Source organism: Paenibacillus oleatilyticus, assembly GCF_018998565.1.
Classification (GTDB): domain Bacteria; phylum Bacillota; class Bacilli; order Paenibacillales; family NBRC-103111; genus Paenibacillus_G; species Paenibacillus_G oleatilyticus.
This window is the reverse complement of the sequence record NZ_JAHNZO010000016.1, coordinates 121,924-143,814: the sequence shown is the minus strand read 5'-3', so window position 1 is coordinate 143,814 and position 21,891 is coordinate 121,924. Positions and strand designations below refer to the sequence as shown.

The window sequence follows — 21,891 nt, the reverse complement described above, 5'->3', positions numbered from 1 at the left end:
GGCAGCATGGCACAAATCAGGCGGTTCGGCTTCGGGCTCCAAGCCTTAATCGTATTGGCTTTAACTTCGGAGCAGCGTTCCAGTGCCGAAATCGCGGAAGAGATCCGCTGCGAGCCGACAGCGCTCCGCAAAATTTTAGCTCAGCTGGCGGAAGCCGGCATCGTGGAAGTGAAGCAGGGCAGAGCCGGGGGCTATCAGTTGACCCGAAAGCCCGGGGAGATTACGCTGTCCGAGATTTACAACGCTTTGCACGAGGAAGAGCCCTTATGGAACCAAATGCTGGATACGACAGGAAATCATCTGTTTGGAAAAAAGGTCAACGAATCGTTTCAGAAAATCATGACCGACATCATTGTGCAGGTTGATCATGTGCTGGGCACCTATACGATTGCCGACCTACTGGAGTGACCTCTTTTTTTACTCTAATCTGTGCATAAAAATGCACATATTATTCAAAATAAAGATAGAAAGATAGGGGAGGTAGAGAGAATGGATAAACGACCGGTCCGCTTCCCCGGGATCGCGTACTCTCTGATTGCGGCTGTCATCGGCGGCATCGCGTTCAAGCTGCTGCATCTGCCGATCCCTTGGCTGCTCGGTCCAATGTTCGCCGTACTGATCGGATCGAATGTGTTCAAGGGACGTTTCGCATGGCCCGGGCAGTTCAGAAACGCGGGCATGATCATTGTCGGATACACGATCGGGCTGGCCATGACGGCGGCGGCGCTGAAAGAGATGTCGTACCAACTGCCGTGGATGCTGCTCATGACGCTGCTTCTGCTGCTTTGGTGCGCGGGCATCGCCTATCCCGTCTCCAGGCTGGCGGAGATCGATTACAAATCCTCGCTGCTGGGAAGCATACCCGGAGGGCTGACACAGGTTCTTGTGTTGGCGGAGGAAACCGACGGGGTCAATCTCACGGTCGTTACCGTCACGCAGGTGATCCGGCTGATCCTGATCATCACGTGCGTGCCCTTGCTGGTAACGAGCCCGCTCTTCGGGCAAGCGCACGAGGGTTTGGAGGCCGTCGCTCCGTTGTCCGCCGTTTTGGCGGGCTGGGACAGCGGGATGATTCCGAACCTGCTCGTTTATGCGCTGGTCAGCGTGGGATGCGCCATTTTGGGGAACAAGAGCAAATTTCCGACCGCTTTTTTGCTGGGTCCGGCTATCGGAACGGCGGTTCTTCAATGGACCGGCTTCCCGGGACCGCCGCTTCCGTCCTTTGTCCTGAACGCGGCGCAGCTCTTGATTGGCGTTCACGTCGGGCTGATGCTGAAGCCGGGCCGGTTGACGCATAAGGTGCGGACGATCTCGCTGGCGGTTGGCAGCGGACTGCTGCTGATGCTGGGGGCCTTGGGCTTGAGCGTGCTGCTGACCAAGCTCCAGCCCGTATCCGCCTCTACCGGGCTGTTAAGCCTCGCTCCCGGGGGGATGGATCAAATGGGCATCATCGCCCATGAGATTCATGCAGATTTGTCGATGGTGGCCGGCTATCAGCTGTTTCGCACCTTTTTTATCTTTTTCGCGGTACCGCCTTTGTTGAAGGCGATGTTCCGATATCACAGCAAATTAACCAAACGGAGGGAAACTCAATGACGCCATTAGACGTAAATTTTCAAAAAACGGCTTTGGTCCTTATCGATCTGCAGAAGGGAATCGTCGCCACCGCGAACGGGCAAGAGATTGTTGAGAAGGCTGTCCGGCTTGTCCGGCTGTTTCGTGAGAAGGGCGGATTTATCGCGTTCGTGAATGTCGATTTCCACGACGGGCAGGACAGATTAAAGCCGGTAACGGATCAGCCGGTTCCGACCGTTCAGCCTCCTGAAGGCTGGGCCGAGTTCGTCCCGGAGTTGGGCGTTCGCCCGGACGATTACGTAGTTACGAAGCGGCAGTGGGGCGCTTTTTTCGGTACGGATCTGGATCTTCAGCTTCGCCGGAGAGGGATCGATACGATCGTCTTGTGCGGAATCGCCACCAATATCGGGGTGGAAAGCACGGCGAGGGAAGCATTTCAGTTCGGCTACCGCCAAATCTTCATCACGGATGCGATGAAGACCTTCAGCAAGGAGGAGCATGAAGCTTCCTGCAACTACATTTTCCCGCGAATCGGCAAGGTCAGAAGCGCCGAGCAATTTCTGGCGGAAGCGGGCGGCGCAGAATAGGTTTGACAAATCGATCGGGTTACCCTATAATAGCCAATAATTCCATATTCAAATGTGAGGATTAGAAATAGTAGAATTGCAATGACCTTTCAGAGAGCCGTTGGTTGGTGCGAAACGGTAACGTCGTTCATTTCGAACTCGTCTATGAACAGCTGCCTGACATGTAGGGTAAGCCGGAGTTCCACCGTTACAGGGATAGATGGTGATGGCCATCGAATTGAGCTCATTTCTCAGGAAATGAATTAGAGTGGTACCGCGGGTTCAACCTCGTCTCTATACGTAGAGACGGGGTTTTTTTGTTGGTTAAATTCCGGGTTTAATCAACACCGCTTCACATATAAATATAAAGAAATGCGATTTTGGGAGGAATAAGGATGAAACGTAAAATTATGGTGTTCGATACTACGCTGCGCGACGGCGAACAAGTTCCGGGCGCAAAATTGAATCTTCATCAAAAAATAGAGATTGCCCAGCAGTTAAAACGGCTTAATGTAGATATTATCGAAGCAGGCTTCCCTGCCTCGTCCGCAGGGGATTTTCAAGCGGTCCAAGAAATTGCCCGCAGCGTAGGCAACAGCGTCTCGATCACGGCCTTGGCCCGGGCGGTCAAAAGCGATATCGACGCGGTCTATGAAAGCATTAAGCTGGCGCAGAATCCGCTTATTCATATTGTGCTCGGCACCTCGAACATCCACGTGGAGAAGAAGTTCAACCGCTCCAAAGATGCCGTCCTGCAAATGGGCGTTGACGCGGTCAAGTATGCCAAGACGCTGCTTCCGCAAGTGCAGTATTCCACGGAAGACGCATCGCGGTCGGATTTCGAATACTTGTGGAAGACGATCGAGGCCGTCGTGAAAGCGGGAGCGACCATGATTAACGTGCCGGATACGGTAGGCTATGCCGTTCCGGAGGAATTCGGCGAGCTGATCCGCAAAATCAACGAACGGCTCAAAAATTTGGACGACCGCGTCATTCTTAGCGTGCACTGTCACAACGACCTTGGTCTGGCAACGGCCAATACGCTGAGCGCGATCAAGAACGGGGCGGAAAAGGTCGAATGCACCATCAACGGCCTAGGCGAGCGGGCAGGCAACGCTTCGCTGGAGGAAGTCGTGATGGGGCTTAAGGTCAGGGAGAACTACTTCAACGGCTACACCGATATCAATACGACGGAGCTGCACCGAACCTCCAGACTGGTCAGCCATTTGACGGGGCTCGATGTACAGGTCAACAAAGCGATTACCGGCGAGAACGCCTTCGCGCATTCCTCGGGTATTCATCAGGACGGGCTGTTGAAAGACAAGCGGGTATATGAGATCATGTCGCCCGAAGAGGTCGGTGCGGACAGCATGGAGCTGATCCTGACCGCCCGTTCCGGACGGCATGCCTTCAAGAATACCGTCGAGAGAATGGGCTTCGATACGAGCGATGCCGAAGATTTCGAGCAGCTGTTCGCGAAGTTCCTGACCTTGGCCGATGCAAAGAAAGAAGTGTACGATCACGACGTATTCTATCTCGTCACGAATCACCGGACCGTCGAGCAAAGCAGCAAGCAATTATACGAGCTGGAGTCATTCCAAGTGGTGAGCAACGATCAGTGCCCGACGGCTGCTGTCAAATTGAACAAGGGCTCGGAGTCGATGAAAGGCAGCGCCGTGGGCGACGGTCCGATCGATGCCTTGTACAGCGCGATTAAAACGTTGGTCGGTCTGGAAATTGAGCTGAAGGATTATAAGATCAACAGCTTGTCCCGAGGCAAGGAGGCTGTCGGCCGGGTCAACATCCGTATTGAGCATCAAGGCAAAATCTACTCCGGACGGGCGATGGACACGGACATTATCAAGGCCAGCGCGAACGCTTTCCTGAACGGGATAAACGGCATCCTGCTGGATCTTGTGAAAGATGAAAAATAGGCCGATCGACAATACCGGACCTATCGGAGGGAAACGTTTTGAGCAGTCAGTTAAAGGAAAGCTCGCAGCGGGTGCAGGATAAATTAACGGAGTGGGGATATCCGAACCGGGTTGTGGAGCTGCCGGACAGCGCGCGAACCGCCCAGGAGGCGGCGGACGCCATAGGCTGTGAGGTGGCGCAAATCGCAAAATCGATCATTTTCCGGCTCAAGCCTTCCAATAAGCCGCTTCTGGTTGTCGCGAGCGGAGTGAACCGGGTGGATGAGAAGCTCATCTCCAGTCGCATTGACGATAAGCTTGTCAAGGCCGATGCGGATTTCGTGCGGGAGCATACGGGCTTTGTCATCGGGGGCGTTGCGCCGATCGGACATCCGGAGCCGATTCTGACGATGATCGACGAAGATCTGTTTCTATACCCGACCTTATGGGCGGCGGCGGGACATCCGAAAGCCGTATTCGAGCTGACGCCCGATGAGCTGGCCGCCATGACGCACGGGCAAGTAACGTCCGTCAAAAAGGAATAAAACGCAAGACGCTTGGGCTTCCAAGCGTTTTTTCTTTTGGGTTGACATTAAAAAGGAGGAATGTTATAAAAAATAAAGAATGGCACTCGAAGATGGAGAGTGCTAACAACGTGGGCGTTTACAACCATTGTCACCCTTTATTGTCCAAAAAGGAGAGAATTCGAATGGAAAAGAAGCAGTTTCAAGCCGAATCCAAGCGATTATTGGAAATGATGATCAATTCGATTTATACGCAAAAAGAAATCTTTCTTCGCGAATTGATATCGAATGCCAGCGATGCCATCGACAAGATTTACTACAAGGCGTTAACTGACGATACGTTGGTTTTCGACAAAGACAGCTACTATATTAAAGTGATTCCGGACAAGGACAGCAGAACGTTGACGATCCTCGATACCGGGATCGGGATGACCAAGGAAGAGTTGGAGACGAACCTCGGCGTGATCGCCAAGAGCGGCTCGCTCGCATTCAAGAAGGAAAACGAACTCAAGGACGGCCACGATATCATCGGCCAATTCGGCGTCGGCTTTTATTCGGCCTTTATGGTTGCTGACGTGGTAACGGTGATCAGCAAAGCCTTGGGCAGCGACAGCGCGTACAAGTGGGAATCGGCGGGTGCAGAAGGCTACACAATCGAGCCATGCGATAAAGAAACGGTCGGCACGGAAATTATTTTGAAGATCAAGGAAAACACCGAGGACGAGAGCTACGAGGAGTTTTTGGAGGTATATCGTCTGAAGGGAATCATTAAGAAATATTCGGATTTCATCCGCTATCCGATTAAGATGGACGTTACCTCCAAGCGCCTGAAGGAAGGCAGCGACAACGAATTTGAGGATTATACGGAAGAGCAGCGCATCAACAGCATGGTCCCGATCTGGAGAAAAAACAAAAGCGAGCTGACGGCTGAGGATTACGAGAAGTTCTACGCGGAGAAGCATTACGGCTTCGACAAGCCGATCAAGCATATTCATATCAGCGCCGACGGGGCTGTGGTTTATCAGGCGATCCTGTTTATCCCGGAAAATATTCCTTTCGACTACTACACGAAGGAATACGAGAAGGGGCTGGAGCTGTATTCCAACGGCGTGCTGATCATGAACAAATGCTCCGATCTGCTGCCGGACTATTTCAGCTTCGTCAAAGGGATGGTCGATTCGGAGAGCCTGTCGCTCAACATTTCCAGAGAAATGCTGCAGCACGACCGCCAATTGAAGCTAATCGCCAAAAATATCGAAAGCAAAATCAAAAGCCAGCTCCTGAGCCTGCTTAAGGATGAAAGAGAGAAGTACGAGCAGTTCTACAAATCGTTCGGCAGACAGCTGAAATTCGGGGTATACAGCGATTACGGCAGCCACAAAGAGGTGCTGCAGGATCTGGTTATGTTCTACTCCTCCAAGGAGAAGAAGCTGGTCACGCTGGAGGAATACGTATCGAGAATGACGGAGGAGCAAAAATATATTTACTATGCTTCCGGGCCGTCGAACGAACGAATCGAGAAGCTCCCGCAGACCGAGCTCGTTGCCGAGAAGGGCTACGAAATCTTGTACTTCACCGACGATATCGACGAGTTCGCCGTCAAGATGCTGATGAAATACAAGGACAAAGAATTCAAGTCCGTCTCCAGCGGCGATCTGGGCTTTGAAGCGGAAGACAACAAGGACAACGACGATGCCGACAAAAACGATCACAAAGAGCTGTTCGACTACATGAAAGGTCTGCTGGAAGGCAAAGTAACCAGCGTCAGAGCCTCGAAGCGGTTGAAGTCTCACCCCGTATGTCTGACTACGGAGGGTGACGTCAGTATCGAGATGGAGAAAATATTGAACGCCATGCCGAATAATCCGAGTGTCAAAGCGGAAAAGGTGCTGGAAATCAACATCCATCACGAGGTATTCCAATCGCTGCAGACGTCGTACGAGCAGGATAAAGAGAAGCTGAACCTGTATACGGCACTCTTGTACAACCAAGCGCTGTTGATCGAAGGGCTGCCGATTGAAGATCCGGTCGAATTTACGAATGATATTTGTAAAATTATGGTGTAATACAGGCTCACGCACATAAAAACCGGCCCTGGAAGGGGGCGGTGAGCTTGGTGAGAAACCCGCTTCGCGTATAAAATTCTCTGCATAAGCAGTGGGGTATATCCCTCCTGCCGCTCTTGAAACCCGTGAACTTGATTAGAATTAGCGGTATTTTCACGGGCTTCAAAGGCGGACGTAAACTCTTACGGGATATACCCCACCTCTATTTCTCTGAGATTTTTCTACTTCTAGGGCTTCTCAACACTCTCGCCGACCCTGGTAAGGGTCGGTTTTTTGTCGTTCGTCCTGATGGATGGGGGAGTAGCTAAAAAACTCTTTTAAATATTCCTTGATTAGAATATTCCTTTTTGGGTATATTTAGATTATGAATTCGACCTTTCGTACTCTTGCCGAGCCGAATCGGCTGCGCATGGTTGAGCTCTTGCGGGAAGGCCCTTTGACCGTGGGGGAAATTGCGAATCGGCTTGGACTCAGTCAGCCGCAAGCTTCCAAGCATCTTCGTGCGCTAAGCGCCGCAGGGCTTGTCGAGGTGCAGGCGATCGCCAACCGGCGAATCTGCAAGCTTAGGCCCCAGCCGCTGCTGGAGCTGGGGGCGTGGCTGGAATCTTTTCGCCACAGCTGGGATGAGAAGCTCGACCGCTTGGGTCATTACATGCAGGAGCTGTAAAGGAAGGGAAGGGAGTGAGCGGTGGCGATCTGCAGTCGTCCTGCCAAGGAACTGTAAACAACAATATGATATGGAGGAATGAAATCATGACACAAAACAATTCAACAAGCAGCACCGTGACGTCCGTCGAAGGCCGGGAGCTTACGGTTAAACGAGTCTTTCGGGCATCCCGCGAGCTGGTGTACAAGACATGGACGGACCCTGTACATTTGCCGCAATGGTGGGGACCGAAAGGGTTTACGATTACGGTTCAAGAAATCGACGTACGACCGGGCGGTGTATGGCGCTATATCATGCACGGTCCCGACGGCACCGATTATGACAACCAGATTCGTTATATCGAAGTGGCAAGCCCGGAACGGCTCGTATACGCCCATGGCGGAGACGGAGAAGACGATTTTCACGTGACCGTTACGTTTGTAGAGCGGGATGGCGTTACCGAATTGACCATGAGAATGCTCTTCAAGTCGGCAGCGGAGCTGGAGCGGGTGGTCAAGGAGTACGGCGCGATCGAAGCCGCAAAATCGACACTCAACCGTCTCGAAGAGCAGTTGGCGAAGCTTAAGTAAATGAGGATGAGAATAACACAAAATGAAGGAAGAGGGATGAGTATGAAGAAGATCGTAACTGTTTACTGGATTTTTACAGGGCTGCTGGCGGCATTGATGGCTTTCGGTTCGATTCCGGATATTTTGTCGGTTCCCGAAGCTGTGGCATTATTCGATCATCTGGGCTATCCCGCTTATCTCCTTCCGTTTATCGGCACGGCGAAATTATTAGGGGTTATCGCGCTCCTGGTTCCGGGTTTTCCCAGATTGAAGGAATGGGCTTATGCAGGTTTTACGATTGATTTGGCAGGGGCGATGTATTCGAGCATTGCCGTAGGCGACCCAGCCAGCGGCTGGCTTGTTTTCTTCATCGGCTTCGGACTCATTGCCGGCTCGTATATTTTTCATCACCGCAAGCTGCAAGGGAAAGCAACGAAAAGTCATTCATTGTTATAGAAAAGGCGAAAAGGGCCGACGGGATTCCGTCGGCCCTTTTTTCGCTTACGATTGCAAGCTTGCCGGGAAGCCTTCGCGCCAAGTCGGATAAAGCGGCTTCCAGCCATAGTCGGTTCGCGCTTTGGCATTAGCTGCCCCGCGCTCGCCGCGGCTGCTGCCTTCCTGGATATCCGGCTCGGGCGCGCCAATTGCTGCGGCGTAGAAGGGCAGCCACTCCGTTCCCGGAGCGGGTTCGTCGTCCACGATGTTCACCGGCCCGTTCGGCCATTCCAGCGCAGCGGCCGCTGCCAATGCCGCATCTTCGACATGTAGAAAGGAAGTTATTCCTTCCGTCGCTTTCAGTTCCTTGCGCCGCACCTTCTCGGTCATCAGCCCGTTGCGGTCGTACCAAGTTCCGGGACCGTAGAGCAGACCGTATCGAAGAATGACGTATTCCGGCATTTCGGCGACCGCCTGCTCCAGAGACAGCACTCCGTCAACGGTCCTTTTTCTCGGCTGCGGCGCTTCCAAATCCAAAGACTCCTCTTCCTTGGCAGGATGATTTCCCGGTTCGTAGGTCCACGATATGCTCTGCGCGATCATGCGTCTCACCCCGACCGCTTGCGAGGCGTCAACCAGATTGCGGGTTCCGATCGTTCGGATTCGGGCATTGTCCTCTAAGTTGTAACTGCTTAAAGAAGTGAGCTGATGGATCACGACTTCCGGACGCACTTCCCGAAGTGCGGCGATCACGGATTCCCGATCTAAAGCATCTGCAACCAAGGGGAATGCCCCCATTTCCATAATGATGCTTTTCGCGGATTCTTTCCGCGTCATGCCAATGACTTCATGGCCTTCCCGTACCAGAATAGGCAGCAGTAAGCGCCCGATGACACCGGTTGCTCCGGCAACTAAAATTTTCATACACATTGCCTCCCGTTGAACGGCAATTCAAATATGCCTTGTATTTTGATTCATTATACAAGACAGAGACGGGCGCAATTTTGTGACGCGGAAAGCATGATCATTCCTTTTTATGCTCCATGATATCGTTCGGCTGGACGCCGAAATGCGTACAAATCTTATCGATGATTTCCAGCGAGACGTACTCGTCTTTCCCTAATTTGGCAAGAGTTGCGGTGGACAAGCCCAAGCTTTCCCGAAATTCGGTTTTTGTCAATTCTTGATCGACAAGCAATTTCCATAATGGCTTATAGGAAAAAGGCATAGTTGTACCCCTTAAATTGGCTGCTGAAGTGAATTTTCTCAATCTTAGCATAAAATGTTTACAAAATCACGAGCGTGCTAAAGAGCAGAAGGGGAGTATAGTTCTGTGTTGCACGAAGCGAAAGGATAACCGCCGACTAGTCTGATTCGCCGGGAGACGCCTCAAGATGGGACAGATCTCCCGGAGCGACGAATGCGGGGATGTGGAGAACCGGGATTGCCCCCTTCCTTGGGAAACGGCGATCCTGGCTGATGGGGAAAGTGCTGCTTATCAAGGGGAAAATGCTCAGCTTTCGGCGCCTTGGTGGTTGAATAACCTCAGTCAAATTTCGGAGGACGGACGCAGCGAAGCTTCAAAATAATCGGCCGTCCCGTTCATGGCAATTTCATGGGGTTCAGTGTTCATATGTTTAAGCTGTTCTTTTTTCCACGCTTCGAATTTTTCCAGCGGGATCTCTAACTGTTCGATGAGAAGTTGACAATCTATCGGTTGCTTCATTTAGGATACCCCCTAGTTAGAAAAAAATGATTAAAAAACAAAAACCACCTTTCCTAGCGATGGCTAAGAAAGATGGTCCGGTTGCACTACTAGCTCCTTCGAATCCAAGTGCCCAAATACAGATTCGAATTCATTGCTTACCTGTACTTCATGATACCAGTAAACAATGGAATATGTCTGTATCGTTTCATACGGAATTTTCTAAAAAAAATTTTAGAAATGCCCGTTTTTTCGAAAATAAATCAAAAATCGATCCCCAGAAAGGGGACCGATCCGATGTCGGTATAAATAGGCTATTAGTTCGCGATAAATTCTTGAACCCATACGCCGTTGTAGTAAGCAACGCCGATTTTCGTAAAGTTCGGGCTCAAAATATTTTCACGGTGGCCTTGGCTGTTCATCCACGCATTCATTACCTCTTGCGGGGAACGCTGGCCTTTTGCGATATTTTCACCCGCATACGAATAACGAATGCCGTAAGATCTCATCATATCGAATGGAGACCCGTACGTCGGGGATGTATGATCGAAGTAACCGTTGTTATACATGTCTTTTGCTTTGTCCAAGGCCATACCTGTCAAGGCGCTGTCGGAAGTAAGCGGCTGAAGCCCGGCTTTCGCGCGCTCTTGGTTCACAAGGTTCACCACTTGGCTGGCAAAAGCAGATTGATTCGTCCCTTGCTGGGAACCCGAATCCGGTTGTTGTGCCGGAGTCGTCGGCTGAGGCTTCGCTGGAGTCGTCGGTTGCGGCTTAGCAGGAACCGGCTGCGGTTTCACCGGAGTCGTCGGCTGATTCCATCCGTTGCCGAATCCCGGAATGTTGATGATCATTCCTTTCCAAATCACATTCGGGTTGGACAGCTGCGGGTTCGAATTCAGCAGCGAGGAAAGATCAATGCCGTATTTTTGGGAAATCGTCGACAACGTATCGTTATCGGTAACGACGCATGGTGCAGCCGAAGCAGATGCCATACCAGCTCCGAACACCGAAGTAAGAGCCAAAACACTCACCAAAGCAGCTTTTTTCATGCGTTTCAAAAAAGATCCTCTCCTTTTACCGGCCTGCGAGGTTAGCTGACGGGTTCGGGTCAAAGAGCAATCACCCGGCCATAGAGCTTATGGCTTCACCCCAAAAGATGGGTTCCCCCGCGCTTCCAAAGAAGCTTCGGCCTTGAATGTAGTTGTCCGCTCGACACAACCGGTTAAGCCGAAAGTCTCTGGCCTGCCCGGTCTCTCAAGGGCCCTTACAGTCTATCACGAGGATCGCTAGATTTCACCCCACAAAGTATTCCAGCCTTAGCATCGCTTACTTCCACTTCATCAGGATAAACCCGCCAATGATAATGAGAAGTCCGACCCACGTTTTCCACGTAGGCATCTCCTGCATAAACATATATCCCATAATCAAACATACCAGAAGCTCGACGATTTTGGCCGACACGAGAGCCGTTGTCAGTTGACCGAAGCTTTGCTGCACCCAGCGGACGCCGTACCCGATCAACAGATTCGCCGGAAGAAACAAGGGAAGCATCTTCAATTGAAAAAGAAACGTTGATCCGAAGGCGGGATCGATGTGCTTGCTTTGATAAGAGTAAACGGCATTGACGATAATCAGACCGACGAAAAGACACGTAAAGCCGAGAAGAGCGGACATATATCGAAGGACCTCCTTCATAGTCGAAAAACAAGTGAAGAGCCATCGGGCTCTCTTGAATGTTTCCCTGAAATAACAAATTTTATTGACTAAAAGAAAATTTCCTTATAGAATAAATTTTGCATTAAGGAAAAATATTTGTACATAGACAAATATTCTTTTGCTGCCCACCGCCGAACATCTCGGTAAGCGGGCGTAATATCGAAATCATAAGGAGGATTCCTGTTGTTTAAGCGTCGGCATCTTTTGTTTTCCTCCCCGTTCTTTGTTTTTGGACTGCTTTTCGCGCTTCTTCTAACCAGTATCGTCATGGCCGCCGGTTTCGGACCCGTGTCCGTTCCGTTTAAACAAACGTTTGCCCTGCTGCTGGAAAAATTGGCTTTTCCGGTGGATGGCACGGTGGGTGAACGCGAGCGGCTGGTGATAGAGCAGGTACGTCTGCCGCGCGTGCTGGTCGGCGCGCTTGTGGGTGCGGCGCTCGGCATCTCGGGCGCTTCGATGCAAGGATTATTTCGCAATCCGCTCGTTGAGCCGGGCTACGTCGGCGTATCCAGCGGAGCCGCTGCCGGGGCCGTGTGCGCTTTGTATTTCGGCTTGACACAGCTGGGAGTATGGCTGCTGCCCGCTGCCGCTTTTACCGGAGCGCTGCTTGCCGTGTGCGTCATTCTTGCGGTCTGGCGGTGGAGCAGCCGTTCTACGGTGACGACGCTTCTGCTGCTTGGGATCGGCCTGAACGCTTTGCTGTCCGCCGTTATCAACATTCTGGTCGCCAGCTCGCGGAACGAGCAGGAGCTGCGGAGCATTATTTTCTGGCTTCAAGGCGGGCTGGAAGCCCGGACTTGGGGACACGTGCAGTTGATTGCCGTGCCGATTCTTGTCTCTTGCGTGCTGCTTTGCGCCTTCGCCCGGGATTTGAACTTGCTGCTGCTTGGCGACGAGCATGCCCAAAGCAGCGGCATGAAGGTACGCGCGGTGCGTTATCTTATTCTGGGCCTCGCTTCGCTCATGACCGGCTCGGCTGTTGCGATAAGCGGGATCATCGGGTTCGTCGGCTTGGTCGTTCCGCATATGATCCGCTTATGGGCCGGACCGGATCACCGGGTGCTGCTGCCGGCCAGCGCGCTTGGAGGAGCTACATTTTTAGTTGTGGCGGACTTGATATCCCGGATGGTTCTCCAGCCGGTGACGCTGCAGGTCGGTGTCGTTTGCGCTTTGATAGGGGCTCCGTTGTTTTTGGGCATGGTATTGAAATCCGGAAAAGGGGCGGTGGCATGAGTACGGTTATTGCGGTACGGCAGCTGTGGCAGCGAGCCGAATCGAAGACGATCCTGCATGACGTCAATTTGGAGATGAGGCCCGGACGCTTCATCGGCTTGATCGGTCCGAACGGCAGTGGCAAATCGACGCTGCTTCGCGCCATGGGCGGATTACGGCGGCCCGCCGCCGGAGAAGTGCTGTTGGACGGGGCCTGCTTGCACCGGATGAAGCCTAAAGCGGTCGCCCGCCATATCGCATATGTGCCGCAGGATTTGAGCGCCGAGCTTGATTTTACGGCGGAAGAGATCGTGATGCTGGGGCGTTATGCCCACCGGGTGCGGTTTGCTTCCGCCTCTGCGGCAGACCGTGAAGCAGTGCGTGAGGCGATGTGCACAACCGGGATTGACTCGCTTGCGGACCGGAGGGTGACGGAGTTATCCGGCGGACAGCGGCAGATGGTGTTCATCGCCAAGGCGCTAGCCCAGCAGCCGCGGATTTTGCTGCTCGACGAACCGATTTCGGCGCTGGATATCCGGCACCAGCTGCGCGTCATGAAGCTGCTGCAGGAAAGAACGAATGCCGGGCTGCTCGTCGTTGCCGCTTTGCACGATTTGAATTTGGCGGCGCGGTTTTGCGACGAGCTGATCCTGCTTCGGCACGGACATGTGCTGGCTTCCGGGGCGCCGGAGTGCGTCATGACATCCGAACGGCTCCGGCAGGCTTACGGGGTGGAAGCCTCAGTCCGCCGTGACGAACGGACCGGCAAACCTGCGGTGACCGCCTTGGACGAAGTCCGGATGCAGGCGGCTTATTAAGGCTTATTAACTACATAGAAAAAAATGGAAAAGGTGAGAGCCATGCTGCATCGGAAGCAAATGAAAAATAAAAGCTCGGGTTTCAAGCCCTGGCGGCTCGGAGGAACGATCGCACTGCTGCTGCTCGCGACGGCATGCGGTTCCCAAGCGGCGCCTGCCGGACCGATTGACGGGCAGGAGGGGAAGGCTCCGGCCGGAGCCTATCCGAGAACGATGGTGACAGGCGGCAAGCACGAAGTGGTCGTTCCGGCCAAGCCCGAGCGCATCGCCGCACTGTCGCTGGATACGGCCGAGATGGCGCTGGAGCTGGCCGATCCTTCCCGCTTCGTCGTTGCGCCCCGCAGCTTGGACAACGAGCAGTTGTCCGTTCATGCCGAACAAGGCAAGCTGATCGGCACCAAAATAACGGGCGCGACGAAGCTCGATCCGGAGCAGGTGCTGTCCTACAAGCCCGATCTGGTGCTGATGACGACGATTCATGATGGGGAAAAGGATGCCGATCCGATTTTGAAGCAGGCGGGCATTCCCGTGATGACCTTTAAGGAATGGAGTACGGTTCGGCAAATCATGGACCAACTGAACCTGATCGGGCGGGCGCTCGGCGAAGAGGAGAAAGCCAAGGCCGTGACGGACCGGATGAAGGGCAAGCTGGAGGCTGTCCGGAACAAAGTTGAGGGACGTAAAGCGGTCTCCAAACCGACGGTGCTCGTGCTTTCGCCGGTAGGTCCGAATACGGGGCCGTATATGATGGGACCGGACAATATATCCAGCGATCTGGTGCGGCTGGCAGGCGGTGTGCCTGCTGCCGAAACGATGGGGCTGCCTCGCACGACGAAAGCGACGATTGAACAGATTATTCAGGCGGACCCGGATTGCATCCTGCTTTCAGATTGGGAAGGGAAGAAGGAGCAGGCGTTTCGGGAGCTGACCGGGAATCCGGGCTGGAGTACTCTGAAGGCGGTGAAAGAAGGCCGGGTTCGGGTCATGGCGGCGAAGCAGCTTGTGAACGCCAATCCGGCCGTCGTTGATTCGATCGAAGAGATTGCGGATGTACTGGAGTCGGCTTCCGGCGTGAAAAAGGAGGCCGGAGCATGATCGGGATACTGCTGCCGGTGTACGGGCTGGTCCGGTCCGTCGACGAGATTGAGCCGTTCTATACGCATATTTTCCACGGGCAGCCTCCAGGCGAAGAGCGGCTGCGGGATGCGATCTGGCGCTACCGGCAGCTCGGCACCTGCGATCCGCTCGCCTCCGTCACGCTAAGACAGGCGGAAGCGCTGGAGCGAAGGATCGGAGCGCTGCTTTTGGACGAAGTTAGAGTCTACGTCGGCTGCAAGCATACGCCGCCTTTCGTCCCCAAGGCGGTGGAGCAAATGATCCGCGACGGCGTGCGTCGCGTGGCGACGCTTCCGGTAACGCCGCTGTATACGCGGTCCGGCACGGGAGCGTACCGTAAGCAGGTCAGGGACACGCTTCAGCGAATCGGCGTGGATCTCCCGGTTGTCGATATCGAGGGCTGGTGGGCCGAGCCGCGGTTCGTCGACCTGTTGGGATGTCGTCTTCGCTCGGCGGTAGACTGGTTGTCCGCGGAAGGGCGGAGCGATTTCGTCGTGCTCTTCACCGCACACAGCCAGCCGGGGCTGCCGCAAGCGAACGAGCGGTTCTGCGCGGAGTTTGAAGCTTTGGCGGCAAGCGTCGCCCGGACGGCGGGTGGCTATCCGTGGAGGCTGGCGTACCGCAGCGGGGGATCGGCGCCGCAGGTTTGGCTGGGCCCGGATGTGCGGGAGGTCATCGAGGCGGAAGCCGCGGCTGGACGCAAAGCCGTCGTCGTATGCGAGCTGATGTCGCTGACCGAGAATGTGGAGGTGCTGTACGACGCGGGCATTGACTGTTGGGAGTCGGCCACGAAGTCCGGGATGGAGTTCGTGCGCACGGAGTTTCTAAACGATGCGTACGAGTTTATGGATATGCTGAGCCGTTACGCGGCCCGCCGCATCAGGTGCAAGGACGATGCGTACGGCACGGCGAGCGTACTTGGAATTTAAGATGAATAAAGCGAGGACCTGCTTCCGGCTATCGTTGATGCCGGGTGCGGGTCTTTTTTGTATAAAAACGATGAACGTCAGTCCCTCCGACAAAGGCAAGGCGGGTACCTACTGCGGACTGAAATTTGTTCGTTGACAAACGATGGGCGTCTCAGTACAATGAGTTTTATTAGTAATAATTACGTTTAAGAAAGGTTTGCTGATGATGGAACACAATACAACGAAAATACCGGTAACGGTGCTGAGCGGTTATTTGGGCGCCGGGAAGACGACCATTTTAAATTATGTGCTGAATCACCGACATGGCTTGAAGGTGGCGGTCATCGTCAACGATCTTAGCGAAGTGAACGTCGATGCGGCGCTGATTCAAGACGGAGGCGGACTGTCCCGCACGGAGGAAAAGCTTGTAGAAATGTCCAACGGCTGCATCTGCTGTACGCTGCGGGAAGACCTGCTGCGCGAGGTGGAGCGGCTGGCGCTCGAAGGCCGGTTCGATTACATCCTGATCGAATCGACCGGGGTGGGCGAGCCGGTGCCGGTGGCGCAGACGTTCACCTATATCGACGAAGAGCACGGCATCGATCTGTCCCGGTGGTGCCGGTTGGACTGTATGGTCACGGTGGTAGACGCCTACCGGTTCTGGCACGACTATTCCTCCGGCGAATCGCTGCTGGAGAGGCAGCAGGCCGTAGGCGCGGACGATACGCGCGATGTGGTCGACCTGCTGATCAGCCAGATCGAGTTCTGCGACGTGCTTATCTTGAATAAATGCGATCTTGTCGAAGAGGAAGAGCTTAACGAACTGGAGGGCGTGCTGAAAAAGCTTCAGCCGCGGGCCAAGCTGCTGCGCACCGAGCGGGGAGAGGTGAACCCGGAGGAGATTCTGAACACCGGCTTGTTCGATTTCGAGGCTGCAAGCACCTCGGCCGGCTGGATGCAGGAGCTGATGAACGACCATCATACGCCGGAGACGGAAGAGTACGGCATCTCCTCGTTCGTGTATGAGCGCCGCCGTCCGTTCCATCCCGAACGGCTTACGGCATGGATGTCGGACTGGCCGGAGGAGATCGTCCGCGCGAAGGGGACGGTGTGGCTGGCGAGCCGCAACGCGCTTGCGCAAAGCTTGAGCCAAGCCGGCCCATCGATACAATTCGGCCCGGCCGGCTACTGGGTGGCCGCGCTCCCGGAAGCGGAGCGTCAGGCCATACTGGCCGAGGAGCCGGAGCTGGCGCAGCATTGGGACCCCGTCTTCGGGGACCGGACGACGAAGCTGGTCCTGATCGGGATCGCCCCGGACAGGCGGCGGATCACGGCCGAGCTGGACGCGTGCCTGCTCACGGATGAGGAAATGGCTGGAGACTGGAGCTTGCTGTCCGACAGGCTGCCGAACGTATCGACGGAGCAGTTGGAAGCGTCGTTGCTGCAATAAATGGTTGAATAGGCTCGAAAGGAGGTGTCCCTTATGCGCGTCATCGTTACATTAGCCTGCACGGAATGCGGCGACCGGAATTATACGACCACCAAGAACAAGAAAACTCACCCGGGACGGCTCGAGCTTCGCAAATACTGCCCCCGGCTCAAGAAGGTTACTCTGCACCGGGAAACGCGGTAGGACGTAGCAGCTGCGCGGCAGGAACATATTGACAATGCCTCCTCCCCTCGGGTATCGTTAGGTTCATAACAACTGAATACCGGGAATTAGGTGCTTCGGACCTCGTCCGAAGCTTAAAAGGGAAGACGGTGCAAATCCGTCGCGGTCCCGCCACTGTGAAGGGCGCTTGATTCAAGCTATCGCTCGGCAGCACGCCACTGAAGACACGTCTTTGGGAAGGCGCCGAGCGAGATGTCCTAAGCCAGGATACCTGCCTGATCCGATAACACGGCTGGCCCCTACGGAGCATAGGGGGTGTTAGGATACGAAGAACGGATATGCCGATGCGCGGAGCTGCTGTCTTACGGACAGAGCATTCGGGGATGCAGATACGGGTCTGAAGGGAGTATTTCTAACCGACAGGGTTGGAATGCTCCTTTTCTTTTTTTTCGAAAAGGAGGAGGCGGGAATCATGACTACATGGAATTTATCCGGTACGCGCCACCACGTGCTGATCTGCAACGGCGGAAGCTGTATGAGGCAGCAAGGCGAGGAAGTAACCAAGGCGATCCGGGAGGAGATTGCCCGGCAGCAGGCGGACGCGGTCGTGCACACGACAAGAACGCGGTGCAACGGACGGTGCGAAGACGGTTGTATCGTCATCGTCTATCCGGAGGGCGTCTGGTACAAAGAAATGACCCCCGAGCTGGGCCGGGAGCTGGTGAAGGAGCATTTGCTCGGCGGACGACCGATGCGGGAGCAGGTCCTCTATACGTATCAGGAAGGCTTCGTCGGGATGACCCGCGGGGCGGAAGGAACGCCGAAACCGCAGCCTTCGGACGGCCGATGAGCAGCGACTTTGCAACCTTCCGCATTCCGTGCTATAATGGTCGAATGTTATTTTTTTGAGCGTGGTGATGGTTATGATTTTGCGTAGGACTGATTTTCGTCATAAAAAAGCTTTTCCAACCCTTGGCCGGGCGGCCGGGGGTTTTTTGTTTCCTATGGGAAAAAGTTCTGGCGGGGGTCATAAATGATGGGTAAAGGGAACAATGCTTCCATTGCAGCGGTGTGGATCAGCCTGATCAGCAATATCGTGCTGACGCTGCTCAAGCTGGCCGTCGGCTTTTTATCCGGCAGCCAGGTGCTGCTTGCGGACGGCGTGCACAATGCCGGCGACGTTATTGCGACGGCCGCGGCACTAAGCTCGATGAGGATTTCCAAACGTCCCGCGGACGAGGACCATCCGTACGGACACGGCAAAGCCGAGGTGCTCGGCTCCGCTTTCGTGGCTATCGTGCTGGCGATCGCCGCCTTGTTCATCGGCTATCATGCCGCAGCCGCGCTGTTCGAGGAGCCGGCGGAAGCCAGCGTACTGGCGCTGTCCGCGGCCCTGGTTTCGTTGGCCTGGAAGCAGGCCTTGTATATGTATACGATCCGCATCGGCAGACAGACGAACAGCAAAGGGCTGATCGCCACGGCTTACGACCATCTGGCCGATGTGTACGCGTCGCTTGCGGCCGTCGTAGGTATCGCGCTTGCGATGCTCGGCGAGGCTTGGAGCATTCCGTACTTGGCCTACGGCGACCCGCTCGCCGGGATTATCGTTTCGATTCTCGTGCTGAAGCTGGCTTACTCGATGGGGCAGGAAGCGTTCGACGTGCTGATGGAAAAAGCGGTGAAGCCGGAGAAGCTGGGCGAATATGCGGCTCTCATCCAAGCAATTCCGCAGGTGAAGCGTATCGACCGGCTTCGGGCAAGAGAGCACGGGCATTATATTTTGGTGGATCTGCGGGTCAGCATTCCGGGAGAGCTTACGGTTCAGGAAGGGCACGATATTTCCCGGCAAATCAAGCGGGCGATTATGGAGCGGCATGCCGATGTCGATGAGGTGCTTATCCATTTGAATCCATGGTACGAATAAGCTTTTTTCAAAAGGGGGCGCTCGCGATTGGCATCGGTATTATCGATGGAAAAGCTTGCGAAATACCGGCAGCAGGGCGGTGAAGGAAGCGCTGCGTTATTCAGCGGCATAACGGCCGAGCTGGAGGAAGGCGGCGTGGTCGCGCTGCTCGGCGCTTCCGGGCAGGGCAAAAGCACGCTGCTGCGCATCCTCGCATGGCTGGACGCCGCAGATGAAGGAGAGCTGCGGCTGGGCGGCAAGCCTACTTCCGCATGGAAGCCGCAGGAGTGGCGAACGAAAGTGGCTTACGTCGCTCAGCAGGCCGTCATGCTGCCGGGAACGGTCGAAGACAATCTCAGCACGGTCAGCCGCTTGCACCGCCGCCCGTTCGATCGTCTGCTCGCCGCCCGCTGCATGGAAGCGCTCGGCCTCGGCGGGATGGCTTGGAGCAAGCCGGCAGGCGAGCTGTCCGGTGGCGAAAAGCAGCGGCTCGCCCTGGTCCGCTCGCTCCTGCTTCGGCCGGACGTTCTGCTGCTTGACGAAGTTACCGCATCCTTGGACCCGCACAGCCGGACGGCAGCCGAGCGGCTGCTGCGGGAATGGAACGAGCGGGAAGGCACCGCGCAGCTGTGGGTGACGCACGATCTGGAACAGGCGCGCAGCGTCAGCCGGCGCGTGTGGTTTATGGCCGAGGGGACGTTGCTGGAGAACCGGGAGACGCAGGACTTCTTTCATGCTCCGGATACGGAGCACGGCCGCCGGTTCGCGGCAGCGTTATCCGCTGCGCCTCCCTCCGGGAAGGAGGAGGCAGAATGTCCAATCTGGCGTTAATCAGCACGCTGGTGTTCGTCGTCGTGACCATGCTCGTCTCCGTCTGGCAGAAGCTCGGCTTGGAGAAAGACATAGCGATCGGCACCATCCGATCTGCGGTACAGCTGCTGCTCGTTGGGTATGTACTCCAGTTCGTCTTCCATACGGACAATCCCGTGTTCATAGTGCTGATCGTCGGTGTGATGATCGCGGTCGCTTCATGGAACGCCGGGCAGCGTGCCAAAGGCATCGCCGGCATCCGGCTGCGCATCGCCGTCGCGATTACGGCCACGGAAGCGATCACGATGACGCTGCTGCTCGGTCTCGGTATTATTCAGCCGACGCCGCAGTACATTATTCCGATCAGCGGCATTACGATCGGCAGCGCGATGATCGTCTCGGCCTTGCTGCTGAACCAGATGAAGCGGGAGCTGGAATCTTCCCGCGGCGAGATTGAAGCCTTGCTGGCGCTCGGCGCGACGCTGCGCCAGGCGATTCAGCAGTCGCTCAAGCGCTCGATCAAGTCCAGCATGATCCCGACGATCGACGGAATGAAGACGGTCGGTCTCGTTCAGCTTCCGGGCATGATGACCGGGATGATCGTGGCGGGAGCCAATCCGGTCGAAGCGGTGCGGTATCAGATTTTGATCATGTTCGTGCTTTCCTCCTCGGCAGCGATTACGGGAATGCTGCTCGGGCTGATCAGCTACAAGCTGTGGTTTACCCGCGACGGCCGCTTGCGGCCGGGCGGTTAGGATGCGCCAAAATACCCTTCAAATCCGCTCGTAACGCGGAGATGAAGGGTATTTGGACTTGTCACGATTCTTGTTTTTGAATTTTGGACGGATTGTTGATTTTGTACGGTACGGGATGCCGCGTAAGCTTCTTGGCGATGATCTTTGCCTCAAAGGTAATCGTGTCGCCGATTTCAAGTTCCAGCTTCTTCATCGTGGCGCTGTTGCTGGACCAGGCTTCACCGATTTCGGTCGCCGGCTCGGCGATGGAAACCGCCTCGTAAATAATTACTTCATCGTCACTGTCGGAGAAATTGTTCGGTACGGTTGTAAATTGTTTTACCGTGGCGGTCATTTTAACTTTTTCTTCCGGAAGCTGCAGCTTCGGCGTTTTCGCTTTCTTGGCCTTCCCCTTTGTCGGCTGTTCAGCGCTCTCTGGCTCTTCGGCCTGAGGCTTCTTGGCCTCGGGGGCTTCAAGCTCCGGGGTTTCCTTCGCAGGAGGCTCTAATGATGTTTCGGTTGCCGCAGCCGCTGGAACGGTGCTCTCCGGTTCCGCCGCATCCTCTGCACCGACGGCAGACTTTTGCCCGTAAGTTGAAGCCTGCATCTCCTTCAGGTAGGACGGGTGGATGCAGTGCAGCCGCTTGTCTTCCAATTCGATGACAGCCGTCATTTTATCAACATAGCCGATCAACCGGCAGGCCAGTATTTGCCCGTTTCTCTTGTAAAAAAAGGTTTTGGCTTTGGACGCCTTCTCCGAAAGCAAATTCCATTCTTTGCATTGCTCAATGAGTGCCGCCTCGTCGCTAAAAGCGGTATAAGCCGCAGGCTCGATAAGGAATAGTTGCACCTGATCTTCTCTCCATTTCGTTTATACTGCCGCGTTTGTCGTTCCAACTTGAGTATACAGCATCTGCAAGGGAACAGGAAAGCCGGTCAACCCCTTGTTCATTATTACGCGGATTTTTGTCGGATCTTGATCTATACATTTAAAAAACGTTGCGTTAGAATGGGAATCAATTTAGCGGATGTTTCGCGAATAATCTCAGAAGCGGAGGTTCGT

Annotated in this window: 25 protein-coding genes, 3 riboswitches and 1 other annotated feature; of the genes, 19 read left to right on the top strand and 6 right to left on the bottom strand. The window is 54.8% G+C overall.

Annotated features, from left to right (window positions below; translation table 11 throughout):
• The first annotated feature begins 6 nt into the window (after window positions 1-6).
• The 9 genes from KQX66_RS20935 to KQX66_RS20895 all read left to right on the top strand — a co-directional run bounded on the left by KQX66_RS20935 (window position 7) and on the right by KQX66_RS20895 (window position 8,315).
• A complete protein-coding gene (locus tag KQX66_RS20935; RefSeq protein ID WP_216794746.1) occupies window positions 7-408 on the top strand; it encodes an Rrf2 family transcriptional regulator in 402 nt (133 codons plus the stop codon).
• 81 nt (window positions 409-489) lie between these two features.
• A complete protein-coding gene (locus KQX66_RS20930) occupies window positions 490-1,596 on the top strand; it encodes an AbrB family transcriptional regulator (protein WP_216794745.1) in 1,107 nt (368 codons plus the stop codon).
• Window positions 1,593-2,162: an isochorismatase family protein gene (locus KQX66_RS20925; protein WP_216794744.1), complete on the top strand. Its 570-nt coding sequence runs from the start codon at window positions 1,593-1,595 to the stop codon at window positions 2,160-2,162. Before KQX66_RS20930 ends, KQX66_RS20925 begins: the two co-directional genes overlap by 4 nt.
• A gap of 48 nt (window positions 2,163-2,210) precedes the next feature.
• Window positions 2,211-2,440, top strand: a binding site (T-box leader).
• A gap of 96 nt (window positions 2,441-2,536) precedes the next feature.
• On the top strand, window positions 2,537-4,075 hold the full coding sequence (locus KQX66_RS20920; protein ID WP_216794743.1) for a 2-isopropylmalate synthase: 1,539 nt from the start codon (window positions 2,537-2,539) through the stop codon (window positions 4,073-4,075).
• 38 nt (window positions 4,076-4,113) lie between these two features.
• Complete coding sequence (locus KQX66_RS20915; RefSeq protein ID WP_216794742.1) at window positions 4,114-4,599, top strand: YbaK/EbsC family protein; 486 nt, start codon at window positions 4,114-4,116, stop codon at window positions 4,597-4,599.
• Between the two features lie 164 nt (window positions 4,600-4,763).
• Window positions 4,764-6,644, top strand: coding sequence for a molecular chaperone HtpG (gene htpG, locus KQX66_RS20910; protein ID WP_216794741.1), 1,881 nt, complete (start codon window positions 4,764-4,766; stop codon window positions 6,642-6,644).
• Window positions 6,645-7,008: 364 nt separating this feature from the next.
• Window positions 7,009-7,311 (top strand): ArsR/SmtB family transcription factor, encoded by a 303-nt coding sequence (locus KQX66_RS20905; RefSeq protein ID WP_216794740.1) that lies wholly within the window; start codon window positions 7,009-7,011, stop codon window positions 7,309-7,311.
• 86 nt (window positions 7,312-7,397) lie between these two features.
• Entirely contained in the window at window positions 7,398-7,880 is a 483-nt protein-coding gene (locus KQX66_RS20900; RefSeq protein ID WP_216794739.1) for an SRPBCC family protein, read from the top strand.
• A gap of 42 nt (window positions 7,881-7,922) precedes the next feature.
• Entirely contained in the window at window positions 7,923-8,315 is a 393-nt protein-coding gene (locus tag KQX66_RS20895; protein ID WP_216794738.1) for a DoxX family protein, read from the top strand.
• Window positions 8,316-8,360: 45 nt separating this feature from the next.
• Here KQX66_RS20895 and KQX66_RS20890 read toward each other — a convergent pair whose 3' ends face one another.
• The 5 genes from KQX66_RS20890 to KQX66_RS20870 all read right to left on the bottom strand — a co-directional run bounded on the left by KQX66_RS20890 (window position 8,361) and on the right by KQX66_RS20870 (window position 11,673).
• Entirely contained in the window at window positions 8,361-9,218 is an 858-nt protein-coding gene (locus tag KQX66_RS20890) for an NAD-dependent epimerase/dehydratase family protein (RefSeq protein ID WP_216794737.1), read from the bottom strand.
• A gap of 100 nt (window positions 9,219-9,318) precedes the next feature.
• Window positions 9,319-9,522 (bottom strand): helix-turn-helix domain-containing protein, encoded by a 204-nt coding sequence (locus KQX66_RS20885; protein WP_216794736.1) that lies wholly within the window; start codon window positions 9,520-9,522, stop codon window positions 9,319-9,321.
• A gap of 321 nt (window positions 9,523-9,843) precedes the next feature.
• Window positions 9,844-10,020, bottom strand: a complete 177-nt coding sequence (locus KQX66_RS20880) for a hypothetical protein (protein WP_216794735.1) — start codon at window positions 10,018-10,020, stop codon at window positions 9,844-9,846.
• Between the two features lie 67 nt (window positions 10,021-10,087).
• Window positions 10,088-10,170: riboswitch (cyclic di-GMP riboswitch) on the bottom strand.
• A gap of 146 nt (window positions 10,171-10,316) precedes the next feature.
• Window positions 10,317-11,057: a CAP domain-containing protein gene (locus KQX66_RS20875; protein WP_216794734.1), complete on the bottom strand. Its 741-nt coding sequence runs from the start codon at window positions 11,055-11,057 to the stop codon at window positions 10,317-10,319.
• A gap of 6 nt (window positions 11,058-11,063) precedes the next feature.
• Window positions 11,064-11,200: riboswitch (cyclic di-AMP (ydaO/yuaA leader) on the bottom strand.
• A gap of 125 nt (window positions 11,201-11,325) precedes the next feature.
• Window positions 11,326-11,673 carry a hypothetical protein gene (locus KQX66_RS20870; RefSeq protein WP_216794733.1) on the bottom strand — a complete coding sequence of 116 codons (348 nt, stop codon included), beginning with the start codon at window positions 11,671-11,673 and terminating at the stop codon, window positions 11,326-11,328.
• A gap of 225 nt (window positions 11,674-11,898) precedes the next feature.
• Here KQX66_RS20870 and KQX66_RS20865 point away from each other — a divergent pair, with 225 nt between their 5' ends.
• The 10 genes from KQX66_RS20865 (at window position 11,899) to KQX66_RS20820 (ending at window position 20,849) form a co-directional block, all read left to right on the top strand.
• Window positions 11,899-12,948, top strand: coding sequence for a FecCD family ABC transporter permease (locus tag KQX66_RS20865; RefSeq protein WP_216794732.1), 1,050 nt, complete (start codon window positions 11,899-11,901; stop codon window positions 12,946-12,948).
• Window positions 12,945-13,745, top strand: coding sequence for an ABC transporter ATP-binding protein (locus tag KQX66_RS20860; protein ID WP_216794731.1), 801 nt, complete (start codon window positions 12,945-12,947; stop codon window positions 13,743-13,745). The genes KQX66_RS20865 and KQX66_RS20860 overlap by 4 nt, the downstream gene beginning before the upstream one ends.
• A 42-nt stretch (window positions 13,746-13,787) precedes the next feature.
• Complete coding sequence (locus KQX66_RS20855) at window positions 13,788-14,840, top strand: ABC transporter substrate-binding protein (RefSeq protein ID WP_216794730.1); 1,053 nt, start codon at window positions 13,788-13,790, stop codon at window positions 14,838-14,840.
• Window positions 14,837-15,790: a ferrochelatase gene (locus KQX66_RS20850; RefSeq protein WP_216794729.1), complete on the top strand. Its 954-nt coding sequence runs from the start codon at window positions 14,837-14,839 to the stop codon at window positions 15,788-15,790. The genes KQX66_RS20855 and KQX66_RS20850 overlap by 4 nt, the downstream gene beginning before the upstream one ends.
• Before the next feature lie 205 nt (window positions 15,791-15,995).
• Complete coding sequence (locus tag KQX66_RS20845) at window positions 15,996-17,219, top strand: GTP-binding protein (protein ID WP_216794777.1); 1,224 nt, start codon at window positions 15,996-15,998, stop codon at window positions 17,217-17,219.
• Window positions 17,220-17,252: 33 nt separating this feature from the next.
• A complete protein-coding gene (gene rpmG / locus KQX66_RS20840; RefSeq protein ID WP_010491717.1) occupies window positions 17,253-17,402 on the top strand; it encodes a 50S ribosomal protein L33 in 150 nt (49 codons plus the stop codon).
• A 71-nt stretch (window positions 17,403-17,473) separates the two neighbouring features.
• A riboswitch (cobalamin riboswitch) is annotated at window positions 17,474-17,674 on the top strand.
• A 179-nt stretch (window positions 17,675-17,853) separates the two neighbouring features.
• On the top strand, window positions 17,854-18,231 hold the full coding sequence (locus KQX66_RS20835; RefSeq protein ID WP_216794728.1) for a (2Fe-2S) ferredoxin domain-containing protein: 378 nt from the start codon (window positions 17,854-17,856) through the stop codon (window positions 18,229-18,231).
• Between the two features lie 186 nt (window positions 18,232-18,417).
• Window positions 18,418-19,305 carry a cation diffusion facilitator family transporter gene (locus tag KQX66_RS20830; protein ID WP_216794776.1) on the top strand — a complete coding sequence of 296 codons (888 nt, stop codon included), beginning with the start codon at window positions 18,418-18,420 and terminating at the stop codon, window positions 19,303-19,305.
• A gap of 27 nt (window positions 19,306-19,332) precedes the next feature.
• Window positions 19,333-20,115 carry an ABC transporter ATP-binding protein gene (locus KQX66_RS20825; RefSeq protein ID WP_216794727.1) on the top strand — a complete coding sequence of 261 codons (783 nt, stop codon included), beginning with the start codon at window positions 19,333-19,335 and terminating at the stop codon, window positions 20,113-20,115.
• A complete protein-coding gene (locus KQX66_RS20820) occupies window positions 20,097-20,849 on the top strand; it encodes an ABC transporter permease (protein ID WP_216794726.1) in 753 nt (250 codons plus the stop codon). The genes KQX66_RS20825 and KQX66_RS20820 overlap by 19 nt, the downstream gene beginning before the upstream one ends.
• A gap of 61 nt (window positions 20,850-20,910) precedes the next feature.
• On the opposite strand, the gene KQX66_RS20815 is transcribed toward KQX66_RS20820, so the two are convergent.
• Window positions 20,911-21,678: a hypothetical protein gene (locus KQX66_RS20815; protein ID WP_216794725.1), complete on the bottom strand. Its 768-nt coding sequence runs from the start codon at window positions 21,676-21,678 to the stop codon at window positions 20,911-20,913.
• Window positions 21,679-21,891: the final 213 nt, after the last annotated feature.